Raw genomic sequence first — 25658 nt, forward strand, 5'->3', positions numbered from 1 at the left:
TTCGTTTCATTCTTATGTTAGGTACACTGTTATGAAGTTCACCGCGTCGTTTTTATTGCTCGTGTCCACCATGGCTTACAGTGCTATTGCACAAGCTGATCGTTTAGAAGATATCAAAAAACAAGGCTACATCACGGTGGGAACCACGGGGGATTACAAGCCATTTTCTTACTACGATGGCAGTACTTTTTCTGGTTATGATATTGATGTCGCAAAGTATTTTGCCTCAGAAATGGGCGTGGAAGTGAAATTTGTACAAACCACTTGGAAAAACCTTATAACGGATTTGAAGGACGATAAGTACGACATTGCAATGGGTGGCATTACGCGTCGGACTTCTCGTCAAATGGAAGCGGATCAATCGCAAGGCTATATGACTTTTGGCAAATGTTTCCTTGTGGCGACGGGCAACGTGGCTCGTTTTGATACGTTAGAAGAAGTCAATCGCCCTGAGGTAAAGGTTGGTGTAAACATCGGTGGAACCAATGAAAAATTTGCCGACCAATATCTGAGCAAAGCCACCATTATTCGTTATGAAAATAACCTAGATGTCCCTAAAGCCGTGGAAGCAGGAGACGTTGATGTGATGGTGACAGAAACCCCAGAAGCACTATATTACCAAGTAGTCAACAAGCAACTAGAAGCCTCACGAGCGAATGATCCTTTCACTAAAAGCCAATTTGGTTACTTGATTCCAGCGGGTGAGCAGCGTTTATTGAATACGGTGAATTTCATGATGGAGGAAATGACATTAAAAGGTATCGATGAAACCTTGATGGTGAATAACTCGCTTAAATAAGTCATTTCTTATCGGCCCAACGTATTGTTAAAGGTGACGCTGGGCCGGTTTTTATTTCTCCGCCTAAATTATCTTTTGTCAGCTCGTCGAATTCTCCTTATCATTCGCTCCTCTTTTTATTCTCTTCCGACTCGCTCAAGAGTCATTAAGGACGATGTTATGGATTACAGTTTATTCACTGTGTCGCTGTTGATCGGTACAGGGTTTGTTGCTGGCATTATTAATACGCTTGCTGGTGGTGGCTCCAATCTTACCTTGCCTGCTTTGATGGTCATGGGCATGCCAGCTGACATCGCCAACGCAACCAATCGTGTTGGTGTATTTTTACAGAACGTGGCGGCCACCTTTGGCTTTCGTAAAGCAAAAAAATTGGATAACGCGGATATCCTACCGGTGATGATACCCTCTTTACTTGGCGGTGTGGTTGGGGCATTTGCGGCCAGTTACGCGCCAGAGACTTGGTTAAAACCTTTATTGCTCAGTGCCATGATTGGCATGACAATTATTATGATTGTGCGTCCGACTATGATTGCGCCACCAGAAGGCACGGTGCCCTTTAAAGTGTCGGAAAAACCCAGTGCTTGGATTGCCTTATTTATCGCCGGTGTTTACGGCGGTTTTGTCCAAGCGGGCGTGGGTTTTATCTTGATTGCCGCTTTAGCTGGCACCTTGCGTTACGACCTAGTTCGCACCAATGCGCTAAAAATGGTGTGTACACTTGGCTTTACAGCGTTGGCATTAGGTGTGTTTATTTGGAACGATCAAATCCTATGGATTCCCGGATTAATCCTTGCATCTGGCACCATGCTTGGCTCATTTCTCGCGGTGAAATTGGCTATTAAAGCCAATCCAAGTCATCTGAAATGGTTTCTTTTCATCATGACAGTTTGTGGCAGTGCAGCGGCGCTATTAAGTGATTAATTGGCTTGACATTTGATTGAATAGAATTTTTAGCCAACTAAGGTTATTAGTTTTACCTTAAACTTTAGTCATAAATTTCCCTAGTTATGTAAAAAGATATTGAGTGAAAGATTCGCTTTAGTATTTTTAGCTAAAGCGATTTTTTTGGCTTTTAAAGAGAGTACATAAGTTTTAAAGCTAAGCTGTATGCTGAGGTGTCAGTTTCAAAATAGCCGTTAAGGCCATTGTCATACGCAGAACCTAATCGATAAGTATATTGAGTTTCTAAGGAGAACTTCCCAGTGTTATAGCCAAATCCAAATGGAAAATGGGCACCGCTAATTGTATCTTTTCGGTTGTACTTTCTGCGATTCCAATTATCTGAAAAAAATCCAACACCTGCGAAATAATAGAAGTGATCTTGATCGATAAAATGGTCACCTAGTAATAAGTTAATATCAATACCATTGACCTGAACCCGTGGGTTTTCAGTACAAGAATTCCCGTTATCCCAGTCACAAGTGTCACCTGATTTAAACCGGTAAGCTCCTTCTATTGCAATGTTATTAGAAAAAGCATAGCGAGCAACTAATGCTGGGGCATTGACATATTCTTCATAGCCAGAACCATTATCTGTTCCACTAACAGTTGTTCTTGTATAGCCAAGTCCTACCTGAATTTGTGATTCTGCCATAGCACTAGAGGCTGTTAGAAGTATGATTGTAGCAAGAGATATTTTTTTCATATTTGTACATCCAATATACATAAAAATAGTAATTTCATATATTACATATGATTATTTTATGTAAAAAAAGAATGTTGTACATTTTTTTTGCAATACCTTATCTATATATTTGCTTTTTAAAAAGTAAACAATGAATTGATCATGTCATCAACAGCTAGGTTCAAATTGGTTAAACTATTTTGAGAGTATGGACATGTATTTGTTTGTTTTAGGTCAAGATTCATTGAATTTAATCGTCGATTTATCTGGTACCTTGCGTTACGACCTAGTTCGCACCAATTCGCTAAAAATGGTGTGTACACTTGGCTTTACAGCGTTGGCATTAGGTGTGTTTATTTGGAACGATCAAATCCTATGGATTCTCGGATTAATCCTTGCATCTGGCACCATGCTTGGCTCATTTCTCGCGGTGAAATTGGCTATTAAAGCCCATCCAAGTCATCTGAAATGGTTTCTTTTCATCATGACAGTTTGTGGCAGTGCAGCGGCTCTTTTGAGTGATTAAAGATATTTCTTCTTTCTAATATCTTATGAGAAATAGTGATTTATTAAAAATAAAACATCGTTTTACTTTTTTGGTTTTCCTGATAGTCTATTCTCCTATACAGAAAGCATCGCTGTAGGTTGCTCTTTGTATGCTGCCAATAAAAATAACAATGCGATTTGAAAATATGCACGGCGAGAGGTCTTTATCTGCTTATTTTCAATGTCTTTGGAGAATAAAATGAATAGAAAAATTTTAGCGGCGTCTTGTTTGGCGGCCAGCTTAATTGCCGGATGTTCAGCTGTGAGTGCGGATAACACATCACAGAAGCTCTCAAATACTGGAAAGAATAGTATGTCGCAAAATATAGCGCGTGTTGTTCTTCCTCATAACGACGGTTGGGCGGCAGCCGAAGGGCAAGTGACGGGCGGTGCGGATGCACTCGATGAGCATGTTTATACCGTCAGTAGCCGAAAAGCCTTTGTTGATGCATTAAAAGAAGCGGGTAACCTACCTAAGATTATTCAAATTAGTGGCACGATTAACTTATCATCCAATGATCAAGGGCGTGAGCTTACGGAAGCCGATTATCGAGTTGCGCCTTATAATTTCGAAGAGTATAAAAACGCTTACGCACCATCGGTTTGGAATGCAAAACCACTTATTAAAAAACGTCCGAATAGGGATTTAACCGGCCCTCAAGAAGAAGCTCGTTTAGCCTCGGCTAAAAAACAAAAAGACCAAATTGTCATTGATGTCCCTTCAAATACCAGCATCATAGGTTTAGGTAAAAACGCAAAAATCATTAAAGGCACCTTGCAAATTAGTGCAGGCGTTGAAAACGTCATCATTCGTAATATTACTTTTGAAGACGCGTTTGATTATTTCCCTGGTTGGGATCCAGGTGATAGTTTTAAAATCGATTCTAATTACCCAGGTTGCATGGAGGAATACGCTGATGCTTCCCATGGTCCGCAAATGTGTCCAGGTGGCCGTTGGAACTCAGAGTACGACTTAATTTCTATTAACGGTGGTAAGCGAGTGTGGATTGATCACAGCACTTTCTCTGATGGTGATCGCCCAGACGCCATGTTCCCACCAGTCTACCCATTCCCCCAGAACGAGATTACACAAAAAGTCCAACATCATGATGGCTTAGTTGATATTACCAATCAGGCGGATCTCGTGACGATTTCCAACAGCTATTTTCATGATCATGATAAAGCCTTTCTGATTGGTAATAGCGATGGTAAAACGGCAGACACTGGTTATTTACGTGTCACGCTGCATGGTAATTATTTCAACAATGTTGGTCAGCGTATGCCACGTGTTCGTTATGGCAAGGTGCATGTGTATAACAACTATTTCGTCGGTAATGCACAAGGTGACGGCGTTGGCGCCAATGCCTATGAACGTCATGTGAATTCTTTGGTTAACAAACCTAAGCACAATATTGTTCGTCAGGTTTTGGGAGCGGGTAAAGAGTCTGCTATTTATTCAGAAGCCAATGTGTTCGAAATCAAAAATGGTGATCCTTCTCATGCTATCGGTAATATGAAAGGGAAAGTAGCTTACGATCAGGGTTCCATGTTCAATGGCGAAATGATGGATATCGTTGAAGAAGCGAACAAAGCAAGTGGCAAACCTCTCTCTAAAGAGGTGGGCTGGACACCAACCTTATATGGACCAACGCCAGTATTGCCTGCTAGTGACGTGATTGATTATGTCAAAGAAAATGCAGGAGCGGGTAAACTTTAGATCTTAAGTAGAAGAATATTCCTTGTGATGTCGATGTCATTCCAATCGAAATACATCGACATTTTTTGTTCATCTTTTTCAAAAAGGTAGTTTTTTGGTCAATAAATCGTGCTTTACATAGCTAAACCATTATTTACATTATATTTATTCTTTTTCTTAATAAGTTCGTTTACTCTTCAATAAAGGAACGATGTAGGCACATCTTTTGCTGGAGTACTAATTAGTTACGCTAAAAATTAGCGCTCTACAATTACCTTGAAAAACGCCGTAAGGAATGACTTATTTTTTAAAGACAGGGGTCTGCTTAGTGATATCGCTTTTAGAGCAATGGTTTGGAACGAAGCGTACGCATCCTGATTTTCGTTTTCGAGGGTTTTTATTTTCAGCCTTGGTGTTTATCTCTTCTAGTCTCGTTTTCTTCATTTATTACAATTTGGTCATAGACTATTTTCCGCCAATGTTAATAGCGAACTCTGTGTCGTTGTTCTTTTGTATCATTGGTGGATATTACCTGCTGGTAAAAAAACGCTCCCAAGTCGCAGCGGCAATTCTTCAGCTGATTGTGTCGATTGATACTTTTATACTGATTTTAATTAATGGTAACGAAGAATTTGCACTCATTTTTGCCTTTCTAACCCCCGTCATGGGAATATTTCTTCTTGGCTATCGCTATGGGTCGATGTTGAGTGTCGTTTATTTCGTCGGTGTGTTTTATTTTTGCTTTACGCAAATGGATACTTGGCAACCAGAGCCATTCCTTCCTGCCAGCTTGATACATTTTTCTTTTATCTATTTGTTGTTACTCATGGTGTCGTTTTTCTACGACACTAGCCGCCGAAAAGCCTATCAAATGATGGAAGAGTCGAACCGTCAGTTACAGGAGTTGGCTACGACAGATGTATTAACTAAATTGCGCAATCGTCGCTATGTGGAAGATAAATTATTGAATTCGACTGGTAGTCACTACATTGCCATGTTGGATGTGGATGATTTCAAAAAAGTGAACGATCAGTTTGGTCATGATCAGGGTGATAAAGTGTTAATATACCTAGCGCAGACGCTAAACGAGCATCTTGGTCCTCACGATACCGTCGGTCGTTGGGGCGGTGAAGAGTTCATTATTATTTTTGCAGAATCAAATCTTGCTCGACTAGAGGAAACCTTAAAGCAGTTAAATCAGCGTGTAGCAAATACAAAATTTGGCATTGAACGACAAATTACGATTAGCATCGGGTTGGCAAATCATCATGCCAGTAGGCATCGAGACAGCTTACGAGCAGTTGATCAAGCGTTGTACAACGCGAAGGCTGATGGCAAGAATCGATTCTGTACCGCCAGCCAACTTGTTTAAACGTGCTTAGTGCGCATAGATATCATTGCATTCTTTAAGCATGTGATCACCGTTGTTCATAAAACCTGGACCATGCTCTTTATCGCTGACTAACCATATTGCGCAACTTTTTGTGGCAGCAGATACATCAAACCAAACTGATCCCAAATGCAGGCCATCGAAAAAATAGTACTTAAGGTTGGTCGCATCGCTAATACTGGTCCACAAGGTTGATGAAATATCATCATCGTCTTCTTTTTGAATTGTCTTATTGGAGGATAGCGCGTCAAATGTCGAACATAGGGTAGGAACAGAGCAGGTTCCTATCATTGCTTTGACTTGCGCCACCCTATCTATAAGTTCGCTAGTGGAGCCTGTTAGTAGTCGATAAAAGCAGGCTCTTTGAAAGCGTTGAACAGCAGTATTGCCTCCTGGCGCAGTGAATACTGGAGTGTTGTTCACTGCGCCAGCGCTTTTTAAATTCCATTGGTAAAACCAATAATTCATCATTTGCAACTGGGTTTGGTAATCAGGTTGATTCGTCGCGACAGTGAAGTTGCGGCTGTGATGGATGTCGGCTTTACCTTTCTTTATGCCTATAATGGCAGAGTCTCCGTGTTTATCCGATAGGGTTAAATGCAACTCAGTATCGGCCGTTATATCCCCCGGTACCGTACCACTAACAAAGAAAACGCTTTGAGATTCAAAATATTTGACAGCTTCTTGGACACTTGAAAATACATCTAAGACGAACTGCCCCCAACGTATAAGACTTAAGGCTTTTTGTCCTTCAGCAATATTGTCATCAAATGACGTGGTGGCATCGTATAAGATATTCGCAGTTAAGCCTTCTGTGTTTACTCCATCCGTTGTACCGTATCCATCATTTTCGGTACCGATAAGGATAGATGTCGAGCTGTATTTTACTGTCCATGATAATACTTGATCGTTTCTAAAATGATGTTTTTCTATTTCCTGTAAGCTTAGGCCAACTCTATGCATACCTACTGGAGATCGAAAAACTGAGCTTGTCAGTGGAAATTCCCAATCAAAATTTCGGGCGGTTGTTACCCAATCAGGACTGATATTATTAACAATTCGAGTGCACATAGATTTACTCCATCAAAATAAAGCCGTAGTTTGTAATCAATAGATCATAAGTAGATGACACTTTTAATTATCAAATCAATTGAATATATAACGTCGTTTTAATGTCTAAAAATAGTTAGAAAGGGAACCGTTGTGTACACGCCAAAACATTTTGAGATCAATGACCAAGAAGAGCAGCTCGCCTTTGTTAAAGCCTTTCCCTTCGCGACGTTAGTGTCGAATGATAATAACGGTCTAAACGCTGAGCATATTCCTATGTTGGTTCATGTCGATGCAGAGAATAGAGTTGTCCTACAAGCTCATATCGCCAAGGCCAATAAGCTTTGGCAGAACCTAGCGAATCAAGCTGATGTATTGGTGATTTTTCAAGGCGAAAATGCCTACATCACGCCAAACTGGTATCCCTCTAAAAAAGTAGATGGCAAAGCGGTTCCAACGTGGAACTATCGCGCCGTTCACATTAAAGGCACGATAGACTTTATCCATGAAGCTGAATGGAAACTATCATTACTGGAAAAACTCACCGATATCCATGAGCAAAAACAACCTGCGCCTTGGTCAATCTCCGATGCGCCTCAGGAATACATCGACAGACTGCAAGCTGCTGTTGTTGGCGTTGAAATCACCGTGACTGATATTCAGGGTAAATTCAAACTTAGCCAAAACCAAAGTGCCGATAATAAAAATGGAATTCATGAGGGCTTATCCGAAACTCAGCACCCTATGGCAGATCTGATAAAACCAGCAAATGGAGACTGACGAATAGCTAGCTTGAGGAAGGCATCCCCGTATGATTATCGGTTATCGCGGGAATGCTTTTATTAATGTGTAAAACATTCCCTGCGTGTTGATTAAGAAAAAGCTAGATTAGGAAGAAGCTACGGGTGCGTTACTCTGGCTTGAAGGACTGCGTTTTAACACCAGTACCATGAATAACCCAAGCAAAGCGGTTCCTGCACCCGCTAAGGCGACCGAAGGCAATCCAAGTCCTGCGCTGATGACACCGCCGCCCAATACTGCCCCAACGGCATTGCCTAAGTTAAACGCGCCAATGTTCATGGCGGAAGCAAGGTTTGGCGCTTCGCTGGCTTCATGAACCACCAAAGACTGCAGCGGTGGAACCACGGCAAAACTGGCAATTCCCCAGAGGAAAATCAGAGGAACAACGATAATTGAAGAAGACATAGTGACGGCAAAAATGACCAACAGCAGAATCACCGCGATTAACGACACAATCAAGGTGCCAAACAGTGAACGATCCGCATAACGGCCACCGAGAATATTACCAACGGCAAGTCCCACGCCGTAAAGCACCAGCATGGCCGTCACGAAGGTGGTTGAGGCATGGGTTTCTTGTTGCAGGATGGGCACGATGTAAGTGAATACCGTAAACATCGAGCTGGCACCCACTACAGTTAATAGCAACGCTGCCAAGACAGAGCCTCTACTTAACACGGCCAATTCATTACGAATGTTCGCTTTCTCTTGATTGACCAACGGAGGCAAGCTGACTCGTAGTGCCACCATTGCTACTAAACCAATAGCCGCAATGCCAAAGAAAGCATTTCGCCAACCAAATGTCGTCCCGACAAAGCTCGCTAATGGCACGCCACCAATGGTCGCTATGGTGAGGCCTGAAAACATCGCCGCGACTGCCCCGGCACGTTGATTCGGCGGCACCAATTGGGTTGCTACTACAGCACCCACGCCAAAAAACACACCGTGATTGAACGACGTAATGATGCGTCCAATCATCAACGCACTGTAACTGTCGGCCAACGCACTGATTAAATTGCCGATGGTAAAAATCCCCATGGACAAAACCAGCAGACGACGGCGAGGCATGTTTGCAAACAGCAAGGTCATGACTGGCGCACCAATTAATACACCAAAGGCGTAAGCGCTGATAAGCATGCCAGCCGTTGGAATAGAGACGCCCAAATCGCCCGCAATCACCGGCAACATCCCCATGGGGGAAAATTCCGTTACACCAATTCCAAAAGCACCAATGGCTAGAGCCATCAATGGAAAGTTAATCTTCATGTTACTCTCTCGTTTATTTATGATATGAGGGAATATAACGAGATATAAAACACCAGAATAGTGGGCAAAAAAGCGATTCTGTTTTGCATTGGATTCACAAATGAAGCAAATTAAAGTTGATAAGACCGCCGAGATGGAAACTTTTTTAACTGTTGCCACGACGGGAAGTTTAAGTGGTGCAGCAAGAGCGCTCGGTCTCACGCCGTCGGCGGTAAGCCGAATGATGACAAGAATAGAAAAGCGTTTAGGCGTTAGGCTGCTGGTCCGTTCTACTCGCAAACTCTATTTAACCAGCGAAGGTGAATCCTATGCGCTTGCGGCACGGCGTATTCTGAAAGATCTAGAAGAAACCGAACGCGCCATTGCCGATCGTGCGAGTCCCAGTGGATTGATCAAAGTCAGTACCGCCACGGCGTATAGTCGTTTGACCATGATTCCCTTATACAAAGAGTTTTTAGAGCGTTATCCCAAGATCAAAATCGAAGTGGAAGTGAGCGATAAGATTAGCAATGTGGCGGATGGTCATATTGACGTCGCAATACGTTTTGGCCCTTTACCTGATAGTAACTTAACCGCACGGCGCCTTGGCGACACAGGCAGAACCGTTGTCGCTTCGCCTAACTATTTAGCGCAAGCTGGTATTCCCAAAACGCCCGCCGATTTACAGCACTTTAACTGTCTGGATTTCAGTTTTCAGCGGCTAGAACCTGGCTGGCCATTCCGTGAGAACGGAGAAGACTATATTCTACCGATACAAGGCAACATGACCTCCAACAATGGTGAAACGCTGGTGGAGCTGGTGATGGCGGACATTGGTATCACCCGAGTTGGGAATTTTCATATTCAACAAGCCCTCGCATCGGGCCAACTCATTCCCTTATTAGAAGACTTCAACCCGCAGGACAAAGAAGTCATCCACGCCGTATTTATTGGCGGACAACACATGCCAGCCAGAGTGCGGGTCTTTGTCGACTATCTGGTTGAGAAAATGGCTTCAAATTCCTAGAGAGTCTTGGTTCCTCAAACCTCTCCCGCATTCAACAGCATGCCTTGTGGGCTGGTGTCGAATAATAAGACGCGATTCAAGTCGACCGACAAGGAGATATGTTCTTGGCGTTTGACGTGGGAGCGTAGGTCGAGTCGGGCTTTGGCGTCTTCACCACCGAGTTTGAACATGATTTCTTTGTCGAAGCCAAGGTTTTCCACCAGTTCTACTTGTATATCATTGAATGCAAATAGGTTGTCGCTTGGTGAGGACAGTGCGCTGTCTTCAAAGAAGTCAGGACGAATGCCAACCAACACTGTGTCGTGGGATTTTAGGTCGTGTAAGTCCACATTGGCGATTTTCGCTGCTGGCAGTCGGTAGTTATCGAATAGCAGATCGTCGCCTTCGATTTTTGCTTCAATCAAGTTCATCGCTGGGGAGCCAATAAAGGTCGCGACAAAGGTGTTGGTCGGCTGTAGGTAAATTTCCATCGGTGTGCCGACTTGTTCGACGATGCCATCGCGCATCACCACGACTCTATCGCCTAAGGTCATGGCTTCGATCTGATCGTGGGTAACGTAGATCGCGGTCATGTTGTATTGATGTTGAATACGAGCAATTTCAGTACGCATGTGATGACGCAGTTTGGCATCTAGGTTCGATAATGGCTCATCAAACAAATACACATCTGCATCCCGAGCCAAGGCTCGTCCCATGGCGACACGTTGGCGCTGACCGCCGGACAAATCCGCCGGTTTGCGATCCAAATAATCGTCGAGCTTGAGCATTTCCGACACATCAGCAAGTTTTTGCTTGATGGTCTCTGCATCGGCCCCCGATTTTTTCAAGCCAAAGATGATGTTCTCTCGCACTGACATATGCGGATACAAGGCGTAGTTCTGGAACACCATGGCGATGTTACGCTTGTGTGGAGGCAAATCATTAATGGCACGTTTGCCAATTTGTATTTCCCCTTGGGTGATGTCTTCTAGACCTGCCACCATGCGAAGCGTGGTACTTTTCCCGCAGCCACTTGGGCCAACCAACACGACAAACTCACCGTCTTTTACTTCTAAATTAAGGTTCTTGACTATCGGCAAGTTGCCGTAGGATTTGTTTACGTTACGTAAGATCACTGAACTCATATTCTACTCCTACAAAACGACTGTGCTCGATGATACTGCGTCAAAAGATCGCTCAAAATGCTCATTTATAACTATAAACTCCGCTTTTTCGCTCACTTTTTCCTTGTCTGATCTTCGCTCGTGACGTTTTGTCATTTTGTTAGTTGTTAACCTTCCAAAAGATATCTATGAAGCGCAATAGTCATATTTAGCCTTTCACACCGCCGTCGGTAAGGCCACCTGACAAATGCTTATTTGCCAGCATGAAACAAATCACCACAGGTAAAAGCGTCAACATGGATGCGGCCATGATGCGATCCCAAATGGCGTTTTTCGAGGTGAACAGAGTTTGCAATGCCAGCGGTAAGGTTTGGAAATCTTGGTATTGTTTGAGGAACACGGAAGCAAACAAATACTCGTTCCAAGCGATGACAAAACAATAGATAAACACGGTAAATAACATGGGTTTCGATAAGGGCATGATGATGCGCCAGAATGCTTCCACCCTTGAGCAACCGTCCATCATTGCCGCTTCTTCTAGCGAGAAGGGAATGGTACGGAAGTAATTCCCCAACATGTACATGGCGACGGGTAAAGTCTGAATCAGATAGATCAAAAACAGACTAAAAATCGTCCCCGCGGCACTGGAGGCCAAGCCGACGTTAACGCTCATTTGATAAAGCGGAACCATCAGCAACACGCCGCCAACCATGTAGACAAACAAGACGCCGTTTGCCATCAAGGATTGCGCTGGGAAGCGTAAGCGGGCAATGGCGTACGCTGCGAGTGATGCCAAGAAGGTCGAGCAAACCCCTGTTACAAAGGAGATCACAAAAGTATTGAGCATGTAGCGACCAAACGGAAATACATCACCGCCGGAGCTAAATTTCGCCAAGAGCTTTTGCTTTTGATCTTCCGACAAGGCCGGATTGCTCAATAAGCGTTGCACACTGGCTGGAATGTCGGCTTCTTTTGCTGGCATCAAGCCAAGCAGCTCTTTGTATGCATCCAAATGTAAGACGCGCGGAATAAGCGATGGATTGCCCCAATCGATAGGGTGCTTTAACGAGGTTGAAAGAATCTGCAAAAATGGAAACACGCAGAAAATCACCAAAGCGAGCACCAAGGCATACAAGATCACAGATTGGGTGGTTGAGCGTTTATTCATCATATTCTTCCCCTACCACTTAAGGACTTTACGAACGTACAGCCAGATCAAGCCGACCAGCACGAGCAATTGAATCACCGAAATTGCGGCGGCCACGCCTTGATCGACGATGCCAGCGAACGCTTGGTAGTAAGTGAAAATCGGTAAAGTTTCCACGTTCGGAGCGAGCAAATAAACGTCCTCGAAGCGGTTTAAATTCCAAATGATGCGTAGCAACACCACAGTCGCAATGACGAATCTCAGCTCTGGCAAGGTCACGTGCCAGAAGCGCCCCAGGCATTTTGCCCGTCTATCGCCGCGGCTTCGTACAAATCTTTCGGTACGCTTTGCAGCTTGGCGAGAAACAGCAAATAGGCGATGGGGAAATGTTTCCAAATATCGAACAAGATCACCACGAACAAAGCAGAATCTGGGTTACCGATGAGGTTTTCCCGAGAGTCGGTCAAGTGCAAAACATCGACCACCACATGGTTATAAATGCCGTTTACTGGATCGAAAATAAATTGCCAGCCAAATACCACACTGATCACAGGAGCAAAGTAGGGCAAAAGAATCAAGCCGCGGGCAAGATTGCGAAAACGGAACTCTTGATTCATTAGAATCGCTGCCGCCAACCCAAGCACCGTGGTGCCGACCACTGTACCGATTAGGTAAATAACCGAGACACCAATGGAATGATAATAACGCGGGTTGCCGAGCAAGTCCGTGTAGTTCTCCATGCCAACAAAGGTTTTCGTGCCGTTGAGCTGAACATCAAAAAAACTCAGATAGATGTTGAACAGGATCGGGTAAATCACCAGCAGGCCAATGATTCCGACCGCTGGAGCAACCAGCTTTAAGCCCAGTCGAGATTCATTTTTTATTAAGACAGAAGACATATTTGCTTCCCTTTTTTACGTTTAACCCCACCCTAGCCCTCCCCTTAACAAGGGGAGGGAATAACACAAAGCGCTTAGCTCCTCCCCCTGCTAAGGGTGAGGTTGGGAGGGGGTTGAGACTTATTGGCCTATAATCGATTTCATTTCCGCTTCAGCATCATTCAGCGCAGCTTGCGGGTCTTTTCCCTCAATGGTGACGCTGTAGATCATTCGCGGAATGACAGATTTAGCAAAGATGGCGCCAGAGGCAGGGAAGGTTTTGCCTTCAACGACAGAAAAGGAGCGAAGGTTGTCAAAACCAGACACGATCTGCTTCATCTTGTCTGCGCCATAAAGTTTGAATACGCCGTTTGGATCCTCTAAATACGCTGGATCTTCTGCAATGCCTTTCAGCATTGGGTTCATGCCACCCGGTGCCATATGTAGGAAAGTGATGTAGCTGGCAGGGTCGTACATGAATTCAATAAAGTCTTTGGTGGCTTTGGTGTCCTCTGCGCTTTTCGCTTTCAAGGCGACAAGGCCAGACAAGGTGCCATAAGACGCGGCGCTTTTGTGGGTGATAATTGGTGCGAACTCAGTGTTTTTGACCAACTCAGGGTCAAAGGTGCCGCCGCTGAGGCTCTTTGAAATTTGCTGAAGACAGTGAGCCTTTAGCCACTTCTGCCAAAGCGAGATCATCCATTATGTAAGTGGAATAAAAGAACATGCCCATCTTGCCTTGCAAGTAATAATCTCGAGCACGCCAGTTCTGTGGGCCTGGTGGATTGTATTTCGCTAATTCTTTGTAATATTCGATGGTTTCGAGTGTTGCAGGGCTGTTGAAGACTAAATTGCCGTTGGCATCGAACTGGCTGGCATTATTGGAAAGCGCCAGTTGAGTGAAGACTTGTTCTGTGTAGCTGTCCTGCTTGGTGCCGACCAAAATGCCGTACTGATTATTGGCTTTGTCAGTGAGAGCTTTGGCCGCTTTTTCGATATTTTCCCAAGTGTTTGGCGCTGCTAAGCCTTTTTCATCAAACCAATCTTTGCGGTACCAAATTCCCTGAATAAAACCATGATAGGGCAAGCCATAGTATTCCCCAGAAGGCGATGTCAGAGTGGTCAGAGCCCCTTTATGAAAGCGACTCTTGCCAATATCTTGAATGACGCCTTGATGAGTCTTGGTATCGACAATGCCTTCTTCGCCAAGCGCCATGATGATCTCGGAATTGACCTCAATCAGTTGCGGTGTTGTACCTGCTGCGACAGCGGCAGCCATTTGAGTCGCCATTTCGTTTTCATCAACAGCGACGACTTTAACCGTCACGCCATCGTTTAAGGCTTCAAATGTACTGGCCAGCAATTCGATATTTTGTAAGCGATCGGTTTGAGTTTGTGCTGTCCAAAACTCTACCGTGGCGGCATGGGCGAGCGAGCTGATTAGGAGTCCGTTGGCCAGCACAGTGCCGGCGACGAATAGTGAAGTTCTATTGTTCATGATGGCTTCCTCTATTGTTTTTATTGGTTTGTCTGAACTTTTAGATTTTATAACCCAATGGTCACAACGCCCGGCGCTAAAACGACTTGTAGGTCCTTCACCGGAGTTCCTTTGATGCGCGACACCATCATCTTGGCAAGTTGCTCACCTATTTGTGCTGGTGGCGCTTGCTGAATGCTGGCGATCCCCATACTGGCGGTCAGCTCATCTGCGGGCGTATCACAACCAATCACACACACTATTTTTTCACTTTCATTAAACTGTGTGTTGTGTAATCGCATGGCCGCCAATGCAGCGGCTCGCGCGCTGGTGCTGGTGAGGCAAATCAACGCGGTGATATCTGGGTGCTGGAGCAGAAATTCGGCACAGGCGAGGTAACTTTCTTCCTCGTCAAAGCCCACTTCTAGCCATTGTTCAGACGTAAGAGAAAGCCCAATTTGTTCAGCGGCATCTTGAATGCCGCGTCGCCTTTCTTGGGCGAAAAAATATCGCTCGCTTACCGATACTACGCCAATCTTGTGGTGGCCTTGCTCGTGCAGGCGGCTCAGGCTTAAATGGCCAACTTGGTAATTGTCCAAATCCAGCCAAGCAAATTGCGCCGCGCGTTCGGTGCGTCCGTAACACACAAAAGGCACGTTGAGTTTCAGTAAACGATGGACTTTCGGGTCATTAACCCGAGTGCGAAGGAGCAGAAAGCCGTCTTGATCGCCTGCTTTGACAAGACGTTCAAACTCGCTTAATTCCTGTTTGCCGGTATCGATTGCCACCACTTGCAGCAAATAGCCTTCTGCTTGCAGCGCGTGTCGAGTTCCAGCCAACACCTTCGAAAGAATGGGGTCGAGATATTGTGTGTCTTGGCAAGGAATAATCGCCGTGATCACACGTTTTGCTTGCACCCAGTGTGCCATTTCTGGCCCTTTTAATTGGTAGCCTTGTCGCGCTGCCTCTTTTAGCACACGCTTCTTTGTACTCCGGCTAATGTCTGGGTAATCGTTCAGCGCTCGTGACACTGTTGATACCGACAACTCCAACTGGGTTGCTATCTCTTTAATTGACATAAATTAATTCACTGCACCATTCTTATTGTTACCACTGTCCATCATTCAAGTCTGATTTAAAAGACTTAATCGTGCATTTTGTGACCAGCAATAATTGACGTTAAAACCGAAAATGTTTCGATGCAATGCTTTATTTTTGCACAACTTGAGTGCGTTGATTAAAGAAGAATGAAACTACGACGCTGCAGTCCACGGAAGTGCAGAGGGCAAGCCTTGTTTAGTAAGGCCCCGCCTCAAGGGTAAGTAATCGACATGATAAAGAGTGATTAAGTCTTCATTTTATCAACCATTTCGACGAATCTCGCGACGCCAGAGGAAATTTCCATTAAGCCTCGTGACACTTCGTTAATGCTTTCTTGGCCGTGCAAGGCAATGCCTGTTACGGAGTTCAGCATCACGTCCATTTCATTGATTAAATTATGGTTTTTCTCGACAACCTGGCCAATTTCTGCAGTGGCGATGGCGGTATTGCTGGCTAACTTTCGGACTTCATCGGCAACAACAGAGAAACCTCTTCCCGCATCGCCTGCGCGTGCCGCTTCAATGGCGGCATTCAGTGCGAGTAAGTTTGTTTGATCAGCAATGGCGCGGATAGTAACAACAATGTCGGAAATACTTTTAGACTGTGTTTTCAGTAAGTTACCAATATCGGCCGCATGCTTTACTTTTTCTGCAATTTCTTTTGATGTTTGCACAGATGCATTTAATATCCCGACGGCATTGGATGAGACTTGGCTAGTTTCTTCCGATGTGGCCGCCGCAAGTTCAATGGCGTTCATGGCATTATTGACTCGTTCTGAAATATCGGACGCAAACTTGATGACCTTATAAACACGACCTTTTTCATCAAATATGGGATTATAGGTGGCTTCTAACCAGATTATTTTTCCTGTATGGTCAAAACGCTGGAAACGCCCAGAAAAGTGTTTGCCACGTGCTAAATCAGACCAGAAATTGGGGTTTTCTTTGTAAAATTTATCATCACAAAACATTTTATGGTGTTTGCCCTTTATGTCTTGTAGGTCATATTTCATGGTTCTTAGGAAATTACTATTGGCATGAAGTATATTGCCTTTGGTGTCAAATTCTATGACGGCGAGTGAGCGATCTAGTGCTGTTAAAATGGCATTTTTGTTTGCTAAGGATGCTTGTATATCGGTAATGTCATTGGCTATTTTGAGGATTTTCTTCACTTTGCCACTGTCATCTGAGATGGGAAAGTAGTTGGCTTCTAAGAAGATAGGTTGTTTGTTTTGTTTGAAACGTAAAAAAGTACCCTTAAAGGATTTTCCTGCCTTTAGCCCATGCCAGAATTGTTTGTAATCAACGGACTGGGTGTACTCTGTATCGCAAAAAATACGATGATGTTGCCCAATGATTTGCTCTAGTTTATAACCCACTGCAGTTAAGAATAGTGGGTTAGCATCCAATATCACACCCTCAGGGCTAAAGCTGATACTCGCGGTATTTTGCTTAATGGCGTTTAACTCGTCTTGGCATTGTCTTAATTGCTGAAGTGTTGCTTCAAGATCAGGTCGTTTATCTACTTTTTTACCGAAAATCATGTTGGCTATCCTTGATAATGAGCGGTCATTGTTAAACATCGAGCGTTTTATACGAACAATTCAAAACCATTGCAGTATTGAAAACACTACCTCTAGAGTGTGGCTTAACTCATGAGAACTTGCGTACTGATGTGGTAAATTTTTATGCAACTCTGTAATGATTTATTACCGTTTAATTTTTCTTCTGACTTAATCGATGTTTCCCCACACAACACTGTTTTTCGCATGGTCGTTAATGAGTTCCATGGGTTGCATGAAGGTGGAAAAAAGTTGAGGTTAGGCTAAAAAACAACCATTCTGTATCTAAATGAATACGAACTGCTTTATGTATGATAAAACTGCGGACTACAAAACTGGGTGAGACAAGATGACTTCAATAAAAGAACTGACCAACTTTGATATGGCTGAGCAACTTCGCACAGATGAAGATATTGCTGCCTATTTAACTATGGTGCTTGAGGATGGTGATACCGACGAGCTTATTCATGCGCTTGGTCATATTGCCAAATCGCGTGGCATGACGCAGATAGCCAAAGACAGTGGGCTTGGACGTGAAAGTCTTTACAAAGCCCTTCGATCCGGTTCTCGGCCACAATTTGACACAATAGTAAAAGTGCTTAAATCCCTTAATTTTGATTTGAAAGCTGTGATTCATTCGCAAAAATGAGCACATCACATGGATGTATTTCATGGCCTCTTAAAACCCTTCCGCGCCCTATCAATCTCTTCTCTCAGAAAACAGTCTTCCGCATGGTCGTTGATGAGTCCCATGGATTGCATGAAGGCGTAGATGGTAGTTGGGCCGACGAATTGCCAGCCGCGTTTTTTGAGTTCTTTGGAGAGGGCGATAGATTCCGCGCAGGTGGTTTGGGTCTCGGGCGGTGGTAGGGTGTTTTCGTCGGAGCTCGTAGCGCCAGATAAACGCGGCTAGCGAACCTTCTTTTTCGACCATTTCTAAAGCGCGTTTGGCGTTGTTAATCACTGCGAGGATTTTGCGTTTATTCCGCACTATACCTTGGTTGTTAAGTAGTTCTGTTATTTCTTTTTCACCAAACTGCGCGACTTTATGGAAGTCGAAGTTTTCGAAGGCGAGACGAAAGTTGTCTCGCTTGCTCAAGATCGTTCTCCAGCTCAAGCCAGACTGAAAGGTCTCTAGACAAAGCTTTTCAAACAATCTTTGGTCGTCGTCGACAGGAAAGCCCCATTCGTGATCATGGTATTCAGGGAAGTCCGGCGCAGAGCTGGCCCACGCGCAGCGGGTTTCATTCTGTTTGGGGGTTTTTAACGTCATAATTGGTACTAATCACAGGCGAGAGTGCCAACATCTGATAATACAGCATAATAAGTAAGGCCAGGCTTAAAGGTGTCTTGGCTCGATGGAATAATATTGTCATATTTAGTAAGGGTTATAATCGGTGCGGTTAAATACCCTTTCGAAGCGATGGAGCTGCTGGTGTTGATGGTGGTTTGAATGTCTAATTTTAGGTCTTTTGGGTCCTTGTTTAATACTGCTTTTAGCATTTTTAGGCTGTCGTCGGTGAAAGAAAAGGCCGCATCTAAAGATAGGCTAGCTTCTTCGTTCGCATTGTAATACAGCTCTTCTGCGGCAAGAGTCATGGTGATGATTTTTAGTCGCTTGACGTCCTCACGCTCTTTAAGGCTTTGAAGTTCTGAACAAGACATTTGATAGCGTTCTAGTACCAAACCATTTACGACGGTATAGCCGGAAGCGCTTTTCTTAGAACTCATATTGGCTGAGTTTGTTTCGGATTGAATGACGACGCCATTTTCCCATTGCGTGTTTTCCGCCCAGTTATAAACCATGCGGTTTGGAGCGATAGCCAATGTATCGACTTTAAGTCTGGCTTCATTTAGTGCCGTAAGCGTTTGATCTTTTAGTGTGTTTTCAGTTGCGCAGGCAGCCAAGGCGTTTTGTTTATCCACTGCTGATAAGCTGTCAGCATCCATTCCCTTGCTGTGCTCTATAAGACAGGATAAATAGTCTGTATTGGCTTTTACAAAGCTCGCAGAAAGTAATTTCTCATCGCTCACTGCTTTAATAAACCTATAAAGAGGATTCGTGTCTGTGCTTTTTTGGGCGTTCTCGACATCAGTCGTGTTGGCAGAATAGTATTCTTGGTAGAGCTTGCCCTTGCGTTCTAGGATAGTGTCTTCTTTTGCTATCGGTGAGTAACCAAGTTCATTTAAACAATTTGTTTTAAATGGGGATCGATAACTGCTTGCGACACAAACTTGGCCTGCTTTTAGCCCAAGTTGCCCATTCAAAGACACATAAGTGGTTTGTAGAGGATGGCCTTTCACAAACCATCTGCTGGGGTTCATCCCCACACCATCGTTTTGGGCTGAGGAGGTGAGGCTATCGACAACATTAAGTTGATTGTTGGAGCAAGCACTCAAGACCAAAGTAAGAATAAGTAAGGGTAGAAAACGCATAGTAGCGCCTCTCTTTTATTTTCGAACTCCTTACAAAGTAGGTCAATTTATGACCATTCACAAGGTGAAATTGCAGCGAGTATTATTTGTCCAATCGAGTTTGTTTCTCCAGTTTGTTAATCAGGGTATCGTAAAACTCTTTGGCGAGGCCTGAAAGCGGGCTTAAGTTAGAGGTCAGTACTTCGAGCGGTTCAACAATATTGGGGGCGAAGGGTTTTAAGACGACGTTGGGCAGTTGGAAGACTTTATCGAAGTAGCGGAAGTTTAAAATGTCGACCAAGGTGGCGCCCATGCCTAAGTTGACAAAGGATAAGCCGTGAATGGTGGTATGCACTTCGAGTGTGCGGTTAAAAGGCAAACCGTTTTCTGCATAAAGGCGTTTCAGCGCTTTGGTGGTGGCGTTTTCAGAGTCGAGTGTTATCCAGTTTAATCCTTGTAAATCATGAGGATGGATAATGTCTAATTGAGACGCGGGATGATCTTTAGGTACCGCGCAATAACAGGCGAGATCAAAGGCGACGGAATCGTGTTTCGAGGAGCTTTGGGCTTTATCGACTAAGCCAATTTGATATTGCCCAGAGGCAATACCTTGTCGAATCGCGGAACAACCAGAAAGATGTAAGCTCACGTCTACGCCAGGATTGGCCGTCATATATTCTGCAATCAGTTCGGGCAAAAATTGGTAGGACGGACCAAAAATGGTGGCGATACGCAGCCTGCCTGTTTTACTGTTTTTAGCACGTTTAATACTGTCCTCTAAGTGGTTTACGCCTTGCAATATGCCATAGACTTCTTCGTGTAAGTAAAGTGCTTCGTCGGTTGGGATCAATTTACCGTTGTTGCGCACAAAGAGCTTGTAGCCGATTTCATCTTCAAAATTAGCAAGCATTTTACTGGCGGCTGGCTGGCTGACATAGCTGCGTTCTGCGGCTCTGGTAATGCTGCCAGTAACAAAGACTTCGTGAAAGATACGCAATTTATTGATGTTCATCGCCATAACCTAAAGTTATTAGACTATTAAAAATATTCAGTGTGATTATAGAAAATCTTCACATAAGATCCTAACGGTTAGTTGTTTGATCTGCATCAAAATATTGCATAAGAAGATGCGGTCACGGTATCACTTACAACAAGAAGCCAGTTAAAAATCGATACTGAATAAAAAGAAACCATAAAATCAACAGCATAAAAGGAACGAACAATGAAGAAATTATCCGTTGCGTTAGCCGTTACATCGACGCTTTTAGCCACAAACAGCTATGCAGACGATAGCACATCCACTTTAAGTGCGGTCAAGGAGCGCGGTTATGTAAATTGCGTGATAGGCAACTCCTTTCCCGGTTTTTACAGTTTGAATAAAGAGGGAGAATGGCAGGGCATGGACATCGACATGTGCCGAGGCGTTGCTTCTGCTGTGTTTGGTGATGCCACCAAAGTAAAATTTCTCCCAGTGCAATGGGCGCAAAGCTTCACCTCTATTAAGAGTGGTAAAGGTGACATATTATCAAAAGGTATGACGTGGACGCTTTCCCGTGATACCCAACAAGGGTTGGATTTCCTAGACACGTATTTTTATGACGGCCAAGGTTTCATGGTGCATAAAGATCTGGGGGTGAAGTCCATCAAAGAGCTAAATGGGGCTACGGTATGTGTACTAACTGGCACCTCTAGTGAGTTGAATATCGCGGATTACAGCCGAGCGAATAATCTAGACATCAAGACGGTGGTATTTGATGACTCTTCTGTGCGCAACACCGCCTTTTTTAACAACAACTGCGATGCATTAACCAATGACAAGTCTGGTTTGGCGGCGCAGCGTTCTGCCGCACCTAACCCAAGCGATTATGTCATTTTACCCGAAACCATTTCCAAAGAAGCTCTGTCTTTCGCGGTGAAGCAAAACGACAGTGAATGGGCGAATGTGGTGAAGTGGACCTTTGCCGCCATGGTGGCGGCAGAAGAGTTTGGTGTGAATTCGCAAAACGTTGAACAGATGCGTGCGGAAAGTCAAAGCCCTGTGGTTCGCCGCTTGCTTGGCGTTGAAGGCGACCTGCATGTTGGTCTAGGGTTGCCGCAAGATTGGGCGTATCAAGTGATTAAAAACGTCGGTAATTACGGTGAAGTCTACGAACGTAACGTGGGGGTAAACAGTGTGTTGGGTCTGGACCGTGAAGGTACTCTGAACGCATTGTGGACTAACGGCGGAATGATGTACGCAAAATCTTTCCGTTAACACCTGATGGCGACACGTTATTGGGTGTAAGGGTTTCTAAATATCGTAATAGCTAGGCGTTTGCCTATCTATTGCGGTTTTGGTTTTCTTTCTTCGTTCGGTATATCGATATGATTCAGTCTTCTACGAGCAAGTCACAAAAAAGTCCCTTGAAGGGCGCTGGCTTGCCTTCGTCTGCGACACAAAAAAGACGGTCTCTGCTTAATAATGATGCAAGCAGAGCGGTCATTCTTCAAGCGTTTGTCTTGATGTTAGCGTTATTCGGCCTATGGTTTTTATTTGCCAATGCCAGTGAAAATTTAAACCGTTTGGGCATGACGTTTGGCTTTGATTTTTTGCAGGTGACTGCGGGGTTTAATATTAGCTGGAGCCTGATTCCTTATGACCCCAGCATGAGTTATTGGCGTGTCTTTTTCGTCGGCATTGTGAATACCTTGGTATTGTCTTTTTGCGTGATTGTCGTCGGTACTCTGGTTGGCACCTTGGTGGGTATTTTACGTTTGTCTGAGAATCCCTTGGTGTCTCAATTGGCTCGTTGGTACGTGGAAATCGTGCGTAATGTGCCCTTGTTAATCCAAATTATTTTTTGGTTTACCGTGGTGTTCTCTACCTTGCCTGCGCCGCGAGAAAGTTATCATCTAGGTGAATGGTTGTTTTTGAATAACCGTGGCTTGTATGTGACGACCGTACAAAGTGCCGTGTCATGGGGATGGGTTCTTGCCCTTGTTGCTGGCTTGACCCTGTTGCTTTATGGGTTGTTGCGTTGGTCTAAACCGTATTACGTCTTGTCTGGTTCTCGTTCCAGTGGGTTTTATATTGGCCTAGTTGTTTGGGCATTGCTGGCTAGCTGGGCTTTGTGGTTCTTTGTGAATGCAATGACTCTGTCTGTGCCGAGCCTGCAAGGTTTTAATTTCAGCGGGGGAGCTTATATTCCAGCGTCATTTGGGGCGGCGTTTGTGGCCATGACGGTGTATCGATCTGCGGCGATAGCTGAAACTGTGCGAGCGGGTATGCAATCTATCGACAGAGGACAACACGAAGCCGCTTTTACCATTGGTTTCTCTCGTGTTCAGTCCTTGCGTCTGATTTTAATTCCACAGGCCATTCGATCCATTATTCCACCGATGACCAATTCTTGGTTGACCAGTGTGAAAGATTCTTCTCTTGCTGTGGCAATTGGCTTTCCTGAGTTGGTGTCGGTGTTTATGCAAACGTCGATGAACCAAACCGGACGCGCTATCGAGATCATCTTTATGGTCATGGGCTTTTATATCTTCATCAGTTTGCTGATCTCCTACTTGCTCAACAAGTACAACGACAGTGTGCAGTATAAGGTGCGATAAATGGACGATCTAAACGTGAAAAATCCACCCGTTTTAAAGCAATTTGTTCCGACACCACCGCGTCCGCCACGTCAAAGTAAAAGTGGCATTTTCGGTACCATTCGTCAGCGTTGTTTTAACAGTATCGGTAACAGTGTGTTGACCTTGTGTGTGATCGCTGTGCTGTTTTATTTAGTGAAACACGTGTTGGATTGGGCCGTGTTTAACGCTGTATTTATTGCGGATAATCGTCGCCAATGCATGGATATCAGTCCGGATGGCGCCTGTTGGGCGGGGGTTATTAGCTGGTTTAATGGCTTAATTTATGGGCGTTTTCCGGTCGATGAGCAATGGCGTGTCAATGTTGGCGTATTGCTTGGCTTGGTGTGGTTATTGCCGCTGATGTCTAAGCGTATACCTTTGCGTAACGTCATCTTATTGTCTTGGATCGGCCTGTATCCTTTTGTCGGGGCGTATCTTTTCTTAGGTGGCCGTTTTGGTGCGGAGTTGGGCTGGGTACATGGCGTGATGACCTGCCTTGCTTTGGCTTTTCTAACCATTATCTACGCTAACTGGATCTTGTCAGTATGGGATAAAAAGGGGCTAAACGAACTGTTTGTGCCGCTGGTATCACGCTTCGTTGAGCGACGAATTCATCTGTTGAGCTTTGTGGCTGTGTGGTTGCTTATCGCGCTGGTGATGGCTTTTGTAGTGAATCAAGTATCGTTGGAACCGGTGGCCATTGAGCGTTGGGGCGGTTTGTTCTTGACGTTTATTATCGCCAGTTTTGCTATCACCATGGCGATTCCTATTGGTGTGGTATTAGCGCTTGGCCGTCGTTCTAAGTTACCCGTGATTCATTGGTTGTCGATGACAGTGATCGAGCTAGTTCGTTCTGTACCTTTGATCACTGTCTTGTTTATGGCCGTGACTCTGTTGCCTATCTTTTTACCCGCGGATGTGGAATTCAACAAGCTTGCGCAGGTGCTGGTGGCGGTGTGTATCTTTGCTGGTGCGTACATGGCGGAAAACATCCGTGGTGGTTTGCAGGCCATTCCCAAAGGTCAGTACGAAGCCGCCGCAACGCTTGGCTTAGGTTATCTGCATACCATGGCGCTGATTATTCTGCCGCAGGCGCTTCGAATGATGATTCCAAACATCATGACGTCGTTTATCAGTTTGTTGAAAGACACGACCTTGGTTTCCATCATTGGTTTGTTCGACATTATGTTGATGGCACGTAATATCGCCAATGACAAAGACTGGGTGGGCATGCACACCGAACCTTTGGTGATGATTTCCGTACTCTTCTTTTTGTTTTGCTACAGCATGTCTCAATACAGTTTGACCCTAGAAAAACGTTTAAAGGTGGATCGCTAATGATGACTTCATCAGGCCATTTGGCTAGAAAAAATACCACAAACACAGCGATTAAAATCGACAAGCTAAATAAATGGTACGGAGACCATCATGTCTTAAAAGACGTTTCTCTGGATATTAGTGAAGGCGAAATTATGGTGGTGTGTGGGCCGTCTGGCTCAGGTAAATCGACCCTGATTCGCTCCTTGAATCATTTAGAAGATTACCAGGAAGGCGTGGTTTCCGTGTTTGGTCAGCCGCTTTCTCGGGATCGTCAAAGCCATAAAATCATTCACCAAACCATGGGTATGGTGTTTCAGAACTTTAACTTATTTCCTCACCTTACTGTTTTGCAGAACTGTACTTTAGGTCTCACTTGGCTGCGCAAGATGTCAGAGCGTGACGCTGACAAAATGGCAATGCGTTTATTGGATCGCGTGGGCATTGCGCAATTGGCGACGCGTTATCCGGGGCAATTATCCGGTGGTCAACAACAGCGTGTGGCGATTTCTCGATCTCTCGCCATGGAGTCCCAAAATCATGTTGTTCGACGAGCCAACCTCTGCGTTAGATCCAGAAATGGTCAAGGAAGTCTTGGACGTGATGATTGACCTTGCTAAAACCGGCATGACCATGGTGTGCGTTACCCATGAAATGCAGTTCGCCAAACAAGTAGCCGATCGTGTGGTGTTCATGGCCGATGGTGAAATCATCGAAGTTGGGCCACCGGAGCAGGTGTTAGTCAATCCCCAGTGGGATAGGACGAAAGAGTTTTTACAACATGTTCTCTGAAATTTTTGAACGATGGCAGCACTCGTGACATCGTTCAAAGATTGAGCTTAGCGGTTAAAGAAAAAATACGAACT

At 44.6% G+C, this 25658-nt stretch carries 24 protein-coding genes and 2 pseudogenes; 12 read left to right on the forward strand and 14 right to left on the reverse strand.

What is annotated here, in order from left to right; genetic code table 11:
- The first annotated feature begins 31 nt into the window (after positions 1-31).
- Both AC0L6V_RS18130 and AC0L6V_RS18135 read left to right on the forward strand, forming a co-directional pair.
- Positions 32-799 carry a transporter substrate-binding domain-containing protein gene (locus AC0L6V_RS18130; protein ID WP_265219754.1) on the forward strand — a complete coding sequence of 256 codons (768 nt, stop codon included), beginning with the start codon at positions 32-34 and terminating at the stop codon, positions 797-799.
- Positions 800-958: 159 nt separating this feature from the next.
- Complete coding sequence (locus AC0L6V_RS18135; RefSeq protein ID WP_265219755.1) at positions 959-1720, forward strand: sulfite exporter TauE/SafE family protein; 762 nt, start codon at positions 959-961, stop codon at positions 1718-1720.
- A gap of 151 nt (positions 1721-1871) precedes the next feature.
- Here AC0L6V_RS18135 and AC0L6V_RS18140 read toward each other — a convergent pair whose 3' ends face one another.
- Positions 1872-2444 (reverse strand): hypothetical protein, encoded by a 573-nt coding sequence (locus AC0L6V_RS18140; RefSeq protein ID WP_265219756.1) that lies wholly within the window; start codon positions 2442-2444, stop codon positions 1872-1874.
- A gap of 193 nt (positions 2445-2637) precedes the next feature.
- Between AC0L6V_RS18140 and AC0L6V_RS18145 the strand changes: the two genes are divergently transcribed.
- The 3 genes from AC0L6V_RS18145 to AC0L6V_RS18155 all read left to right on the forward strand — a co-directional run bounded on the left by AC0L6V_RS18145 (position 2638) and on the right by AC0L6V_RS18155 (position 6037).
- Entirely contained in the window at positions 2638-2949 is a 312-nt protein-coding gene (locus AC0L6V_RS18145) for a TSUP family transporter (protein WP_418138477.1), read from the forward strand.
- 219 nt (positions 2950-3168) lie between these two features.
- A complete protein-coding gene (locus AC0L6V_RS18150; RefSeq protein WP_265219758.1) occupies positions 3169-4686 on the forward strand; it encodes a pectate lyase family protein in 1518 nt (505 codons plus the stop codon).
- Between the two features lie 307 nt (positions 4687-4993).
- The gene (locus tag AC0L6V_RS18155) at positions 4994-6037 is read left to right on the forward strand and encodes a GGDEF domain-containing protein (RefSeq protein WP_265219759.1); all 1044 of its coding nucleotides are present in this window, start codon (positions 4994-4996) and stop codon (positions 6035-6037) included.
- Positions 6038-6043: 6 nt separating this feature from the next.
- Here the strand turns inward: AC0L6V_RS18155 and AC0L6V_RS18160 are convergent, their stop codons facing one another.
- Entirely contained in the window at positions 6044-7126 is a 1083-nt protein-coding gene (locus AC0L6V_RS18160; RefSeq protein ID WP_265219760.1) for a linear amide C-N hydrolase, read from the reverse strand.
- 132 nt (positions 7127-7258) lie between these two features.
- On the opposite strand from AC0L6V_RS18160, the gene AC0L6V_RS18165 reads away from it, so the two are divergent.
- Positions 7259-7885, forward strand: coding sequence for an FMN-binding negative transcriptional regulator (locus AC0L6V_RS18165; protein WP_265219761.1), 627 nt, complete (start codon positions 7259-7261; stop codon positions 7883-7885).
- 108 nt (positions 7886-7993) lie between these two features.
- On the opposite strand, the gene AC0L6V_RS18170 is transcribed toward AC0L6V_RS18165, so the two are convergent.
- Entirely contained in the window at positions 7994-9169 is a 1176-nt protein-coding gene (locus tag AC0L6V_RS18170) for an MFS transporter (RefSeq protein ID WP_265219762.1), read from the reverse strand.
- Between the two features lie 100 nt (positions 9170-9269).
- On the opposite strand from AC0L6V_RS18170, the gene AC0L6V_RS18175 reads away from it, so the two are divergent.
- Positions 9270-10175 carry a LysR family transcriptional regulator gene (locus AC0L6V_RS18175; protein ID WP_265219763.1) on the forward strand — a complete coding sequence of 302 codons (906 nt, stop codon included), beginning with the start codon at positions 9270-9272 and terminating at the stop codon, positions 10173-10175.
- A gap of 14 nt (positions 10176-10189) precedes the next feature.
- On the opposite strand, the gene AC0L6V_RS18180 is transcribed toward AC0L6V_RS18175, so the two are convergent.
- The 8 genes from AC0L6V_RS18180 to AC0L6V_RS18215 all read right to left on the reverse strand — a co-directional run bounded on the left by AC0L6V_RS18180 (position 10190) and on the right by AC0L6V_RS18215 (position 17424).
- Positions 10190-11299, reverse strand: coding sequence for an ABC transporter ATP-binding protein (locus AC0L6V_RS18180; protein ID WP_265219764.1), 1110 nt, complete (start codon positions 11297-11299; stop codon positions 10190-10192).
- Positions 11300-11486: 187 nt separating this feature from the next.
- The gene (locus AC0L6V_RS18185; protein WP_265219765.1) at positions 11487-12449 is read right to left on the reverse strand and encodes a carbohydrate ABC transporter permease; all 963 of its coding nucleotides are present in this window, start codon (positions 12447-12449) and stop codon (positions 11487-11489) included.
- Positions 12450-12458: 9 nt separating this feature from the next.
- On the reverse strand, positions 12459-12704 hold the full coding sequence (locus tag AC0L6V_RS18190; RefSeq protein ID WP_418138478.1) for a hypothetical protein: 246 nt from the start codon (positions 12702-12704) through the stop codon (positions 12459-12461).
- On the reverse strand, positions 12701-13324 hold the full coding sequence (locus AC0L6V_RS18195) for a carbohydrate ABC transporter permease (protein ID WP_418138479.1): 624 nt from the start codon (positions 13322-13324) through the stop codon (positions 12701-12703). Before AC0L6V_RS18195 ends, AC0L6V_RS18190 begins: the two co-directional genes overlap by 4 nt.
- 120 nt (positions 13325-13444) lie before the next feature.
- Positions 13445-13915, reverse strand: coding sequence for a type 2 periplasmic-binding domain-containing protein (locus AC0L6V_RS18200; RefSeq protein ID WP_265219767.1), 471 nt, complete (start codon positions 13913-13915; stop codon positions 13445-13447).
- A gap of 7 nt (positions 13916-13922) precedes the next feature.
- A complete protein-coding gene (locus AC0L6V_RS18205) occupies positions 13923-14801 on the reverse strand; it encodes an ABC transporter substrate-binding protein (protein ID WP_418138480.1) in 879 nt (292 codons plus the stop codon).
- Between the two features lie 47 nt (positions 14802-14848).
- Positions 14849-15859, reverse strand: a complete 1011-nt coding sequence (locus AC0L6V_RS18210) for a LacI family DNA-binding transcriptional regulator (RefSeq protein ID WP_409418873.1) — start codon at positions 15857-15859, stop codon at positions 14849-14851.
- Between the two features lie 266 nt (positions 15860-16125).
- The gene (locus AC0L6V_RS18215) at positions 16126-17424 is read right to left on the reverse strand and encodes a methyl-accepting chemotaxis protein (protein ID WP_321160357.1); all 1299 of its coding nucleotides are present in this window, start codon (positions 17422-17424) and stop codon (positions 16126-16128) included.
- 367 nt (positions 17425-17791) lie between these two features.
- Here AC0L6V_RS18215 and AC0L6V_RS18220 point away from each other — a divergent pair, with 367 nt between their 5' ends.
- Positions 17792-18091 (forward strand): addiction module antidote protein, encoded by a 300-nt coding sequence (locus AC0L6V_RS18220; RefSeq protein WP_265219770.1) that lies wholly within the window; start codon positions 17792-17794, stop codon positions 18089-18091.
- Positions 18092-18111: 20 nt separating this feature from the next.
- Here AC0L6V_RS18220 and AC0L6V_RS18225 read toward each other — a convergent pair.
- The 3 genes and pseudogenes from AC0L6V_RS18225 to AC0L6V_RS18235 all read right to left on the reverse strand — a co-directional run bounded on the left by AC0L6V_RS18225 (position 18112) and on the right by AC0L6V_RS18235 (position 20869).
- Positions 18112-18715 (reverse strand): annotated as a pseudogene (locus AC0L6V_RS18225) (DNA-3-methyladenine glycosylase I).
- A gap of 8 nt (positions 18716-18723) precedes the next feature.
- A complete protein-coding gene (locus AC0L6V_RS18230; RefSeq protein ID WP_265219771.1) occupies positions 18724-19878 on the reverse strand; it encodes a hypothetical protein in 1155 nt (384 codons plus the stop codon).
- Between the two features lie 82 nt (positions 19879-19960).
- Positions 19961-20869, reverse strand: coding sequence for a LysR family transcriptional regulator (locus AC0L6V_RS18235; protein ID WP_265219772.1), 909 nt, complete (start codon positions 20867-20869; stop codon positions 19961-19963).
- A 210-nt stretch (positions 20870-21079) separates the two neighbouring features.
- Here AC0L6V_RS18235 and AC0L6V_RS18240 point away from each other — a divergent pair, with 210 nt between their 5' ends.
- The 4 genes and pseudogenes from AC0L6V_RS18240 to AC0L6V_RS18255 all read left to right on the forward strand — a co-directional run bounded on the left by AC0L6V_RS18240 (position 21080) and on the right by AC0L6V_RS18255 (position 25584).
- A complete protein-coding gene (locus AC0L6V_RS18240) occupies positions 21080-22111 on the forward strand; it encodes an amino acid ABC transporter substrate-binding protein (protein ID WP_265219773.1) in 1032 nt (343 codons plus the stop codon).
- Between the two features lie 110 nt (positions 22112-22221).
- A complete protein-coding gene (locus AC0L6V_RS18245; protein ID WP_265219774.1) occupies positions 22222-23454 on the forward strand; it encodes an amino acid ABC transporter permease in 1233 nt (410 codons plus the stop codon).
- Positions 23455-24813 carry an amino acid ABC transporter permease gene (locus tag AC0L6V_RS18250; RefSeq protein WP_265219775.1) on the forward strand — a complete coding sequence of 453 codons (1359 nt, stop codon included), beginning with the start codon at positions 23455-23457 and terminating at the stop codon, positions 24811-24813.
- Positions 24813-25584: pseudogene (locus tag AC0L6V_RS18255) on the forward strand (amino acid ABC transporter ATP-binding protein). Before AC0L6V_RS18250 ends, AC0L6V_RS18255 begins: the two are co-directional and overlap by 1 nt.
- Positions 25585-25658 lie beyond the last annotated feature (74 nt).

The organism is Marinomonas sp. G8-14, from assembly GCF_055808935.1.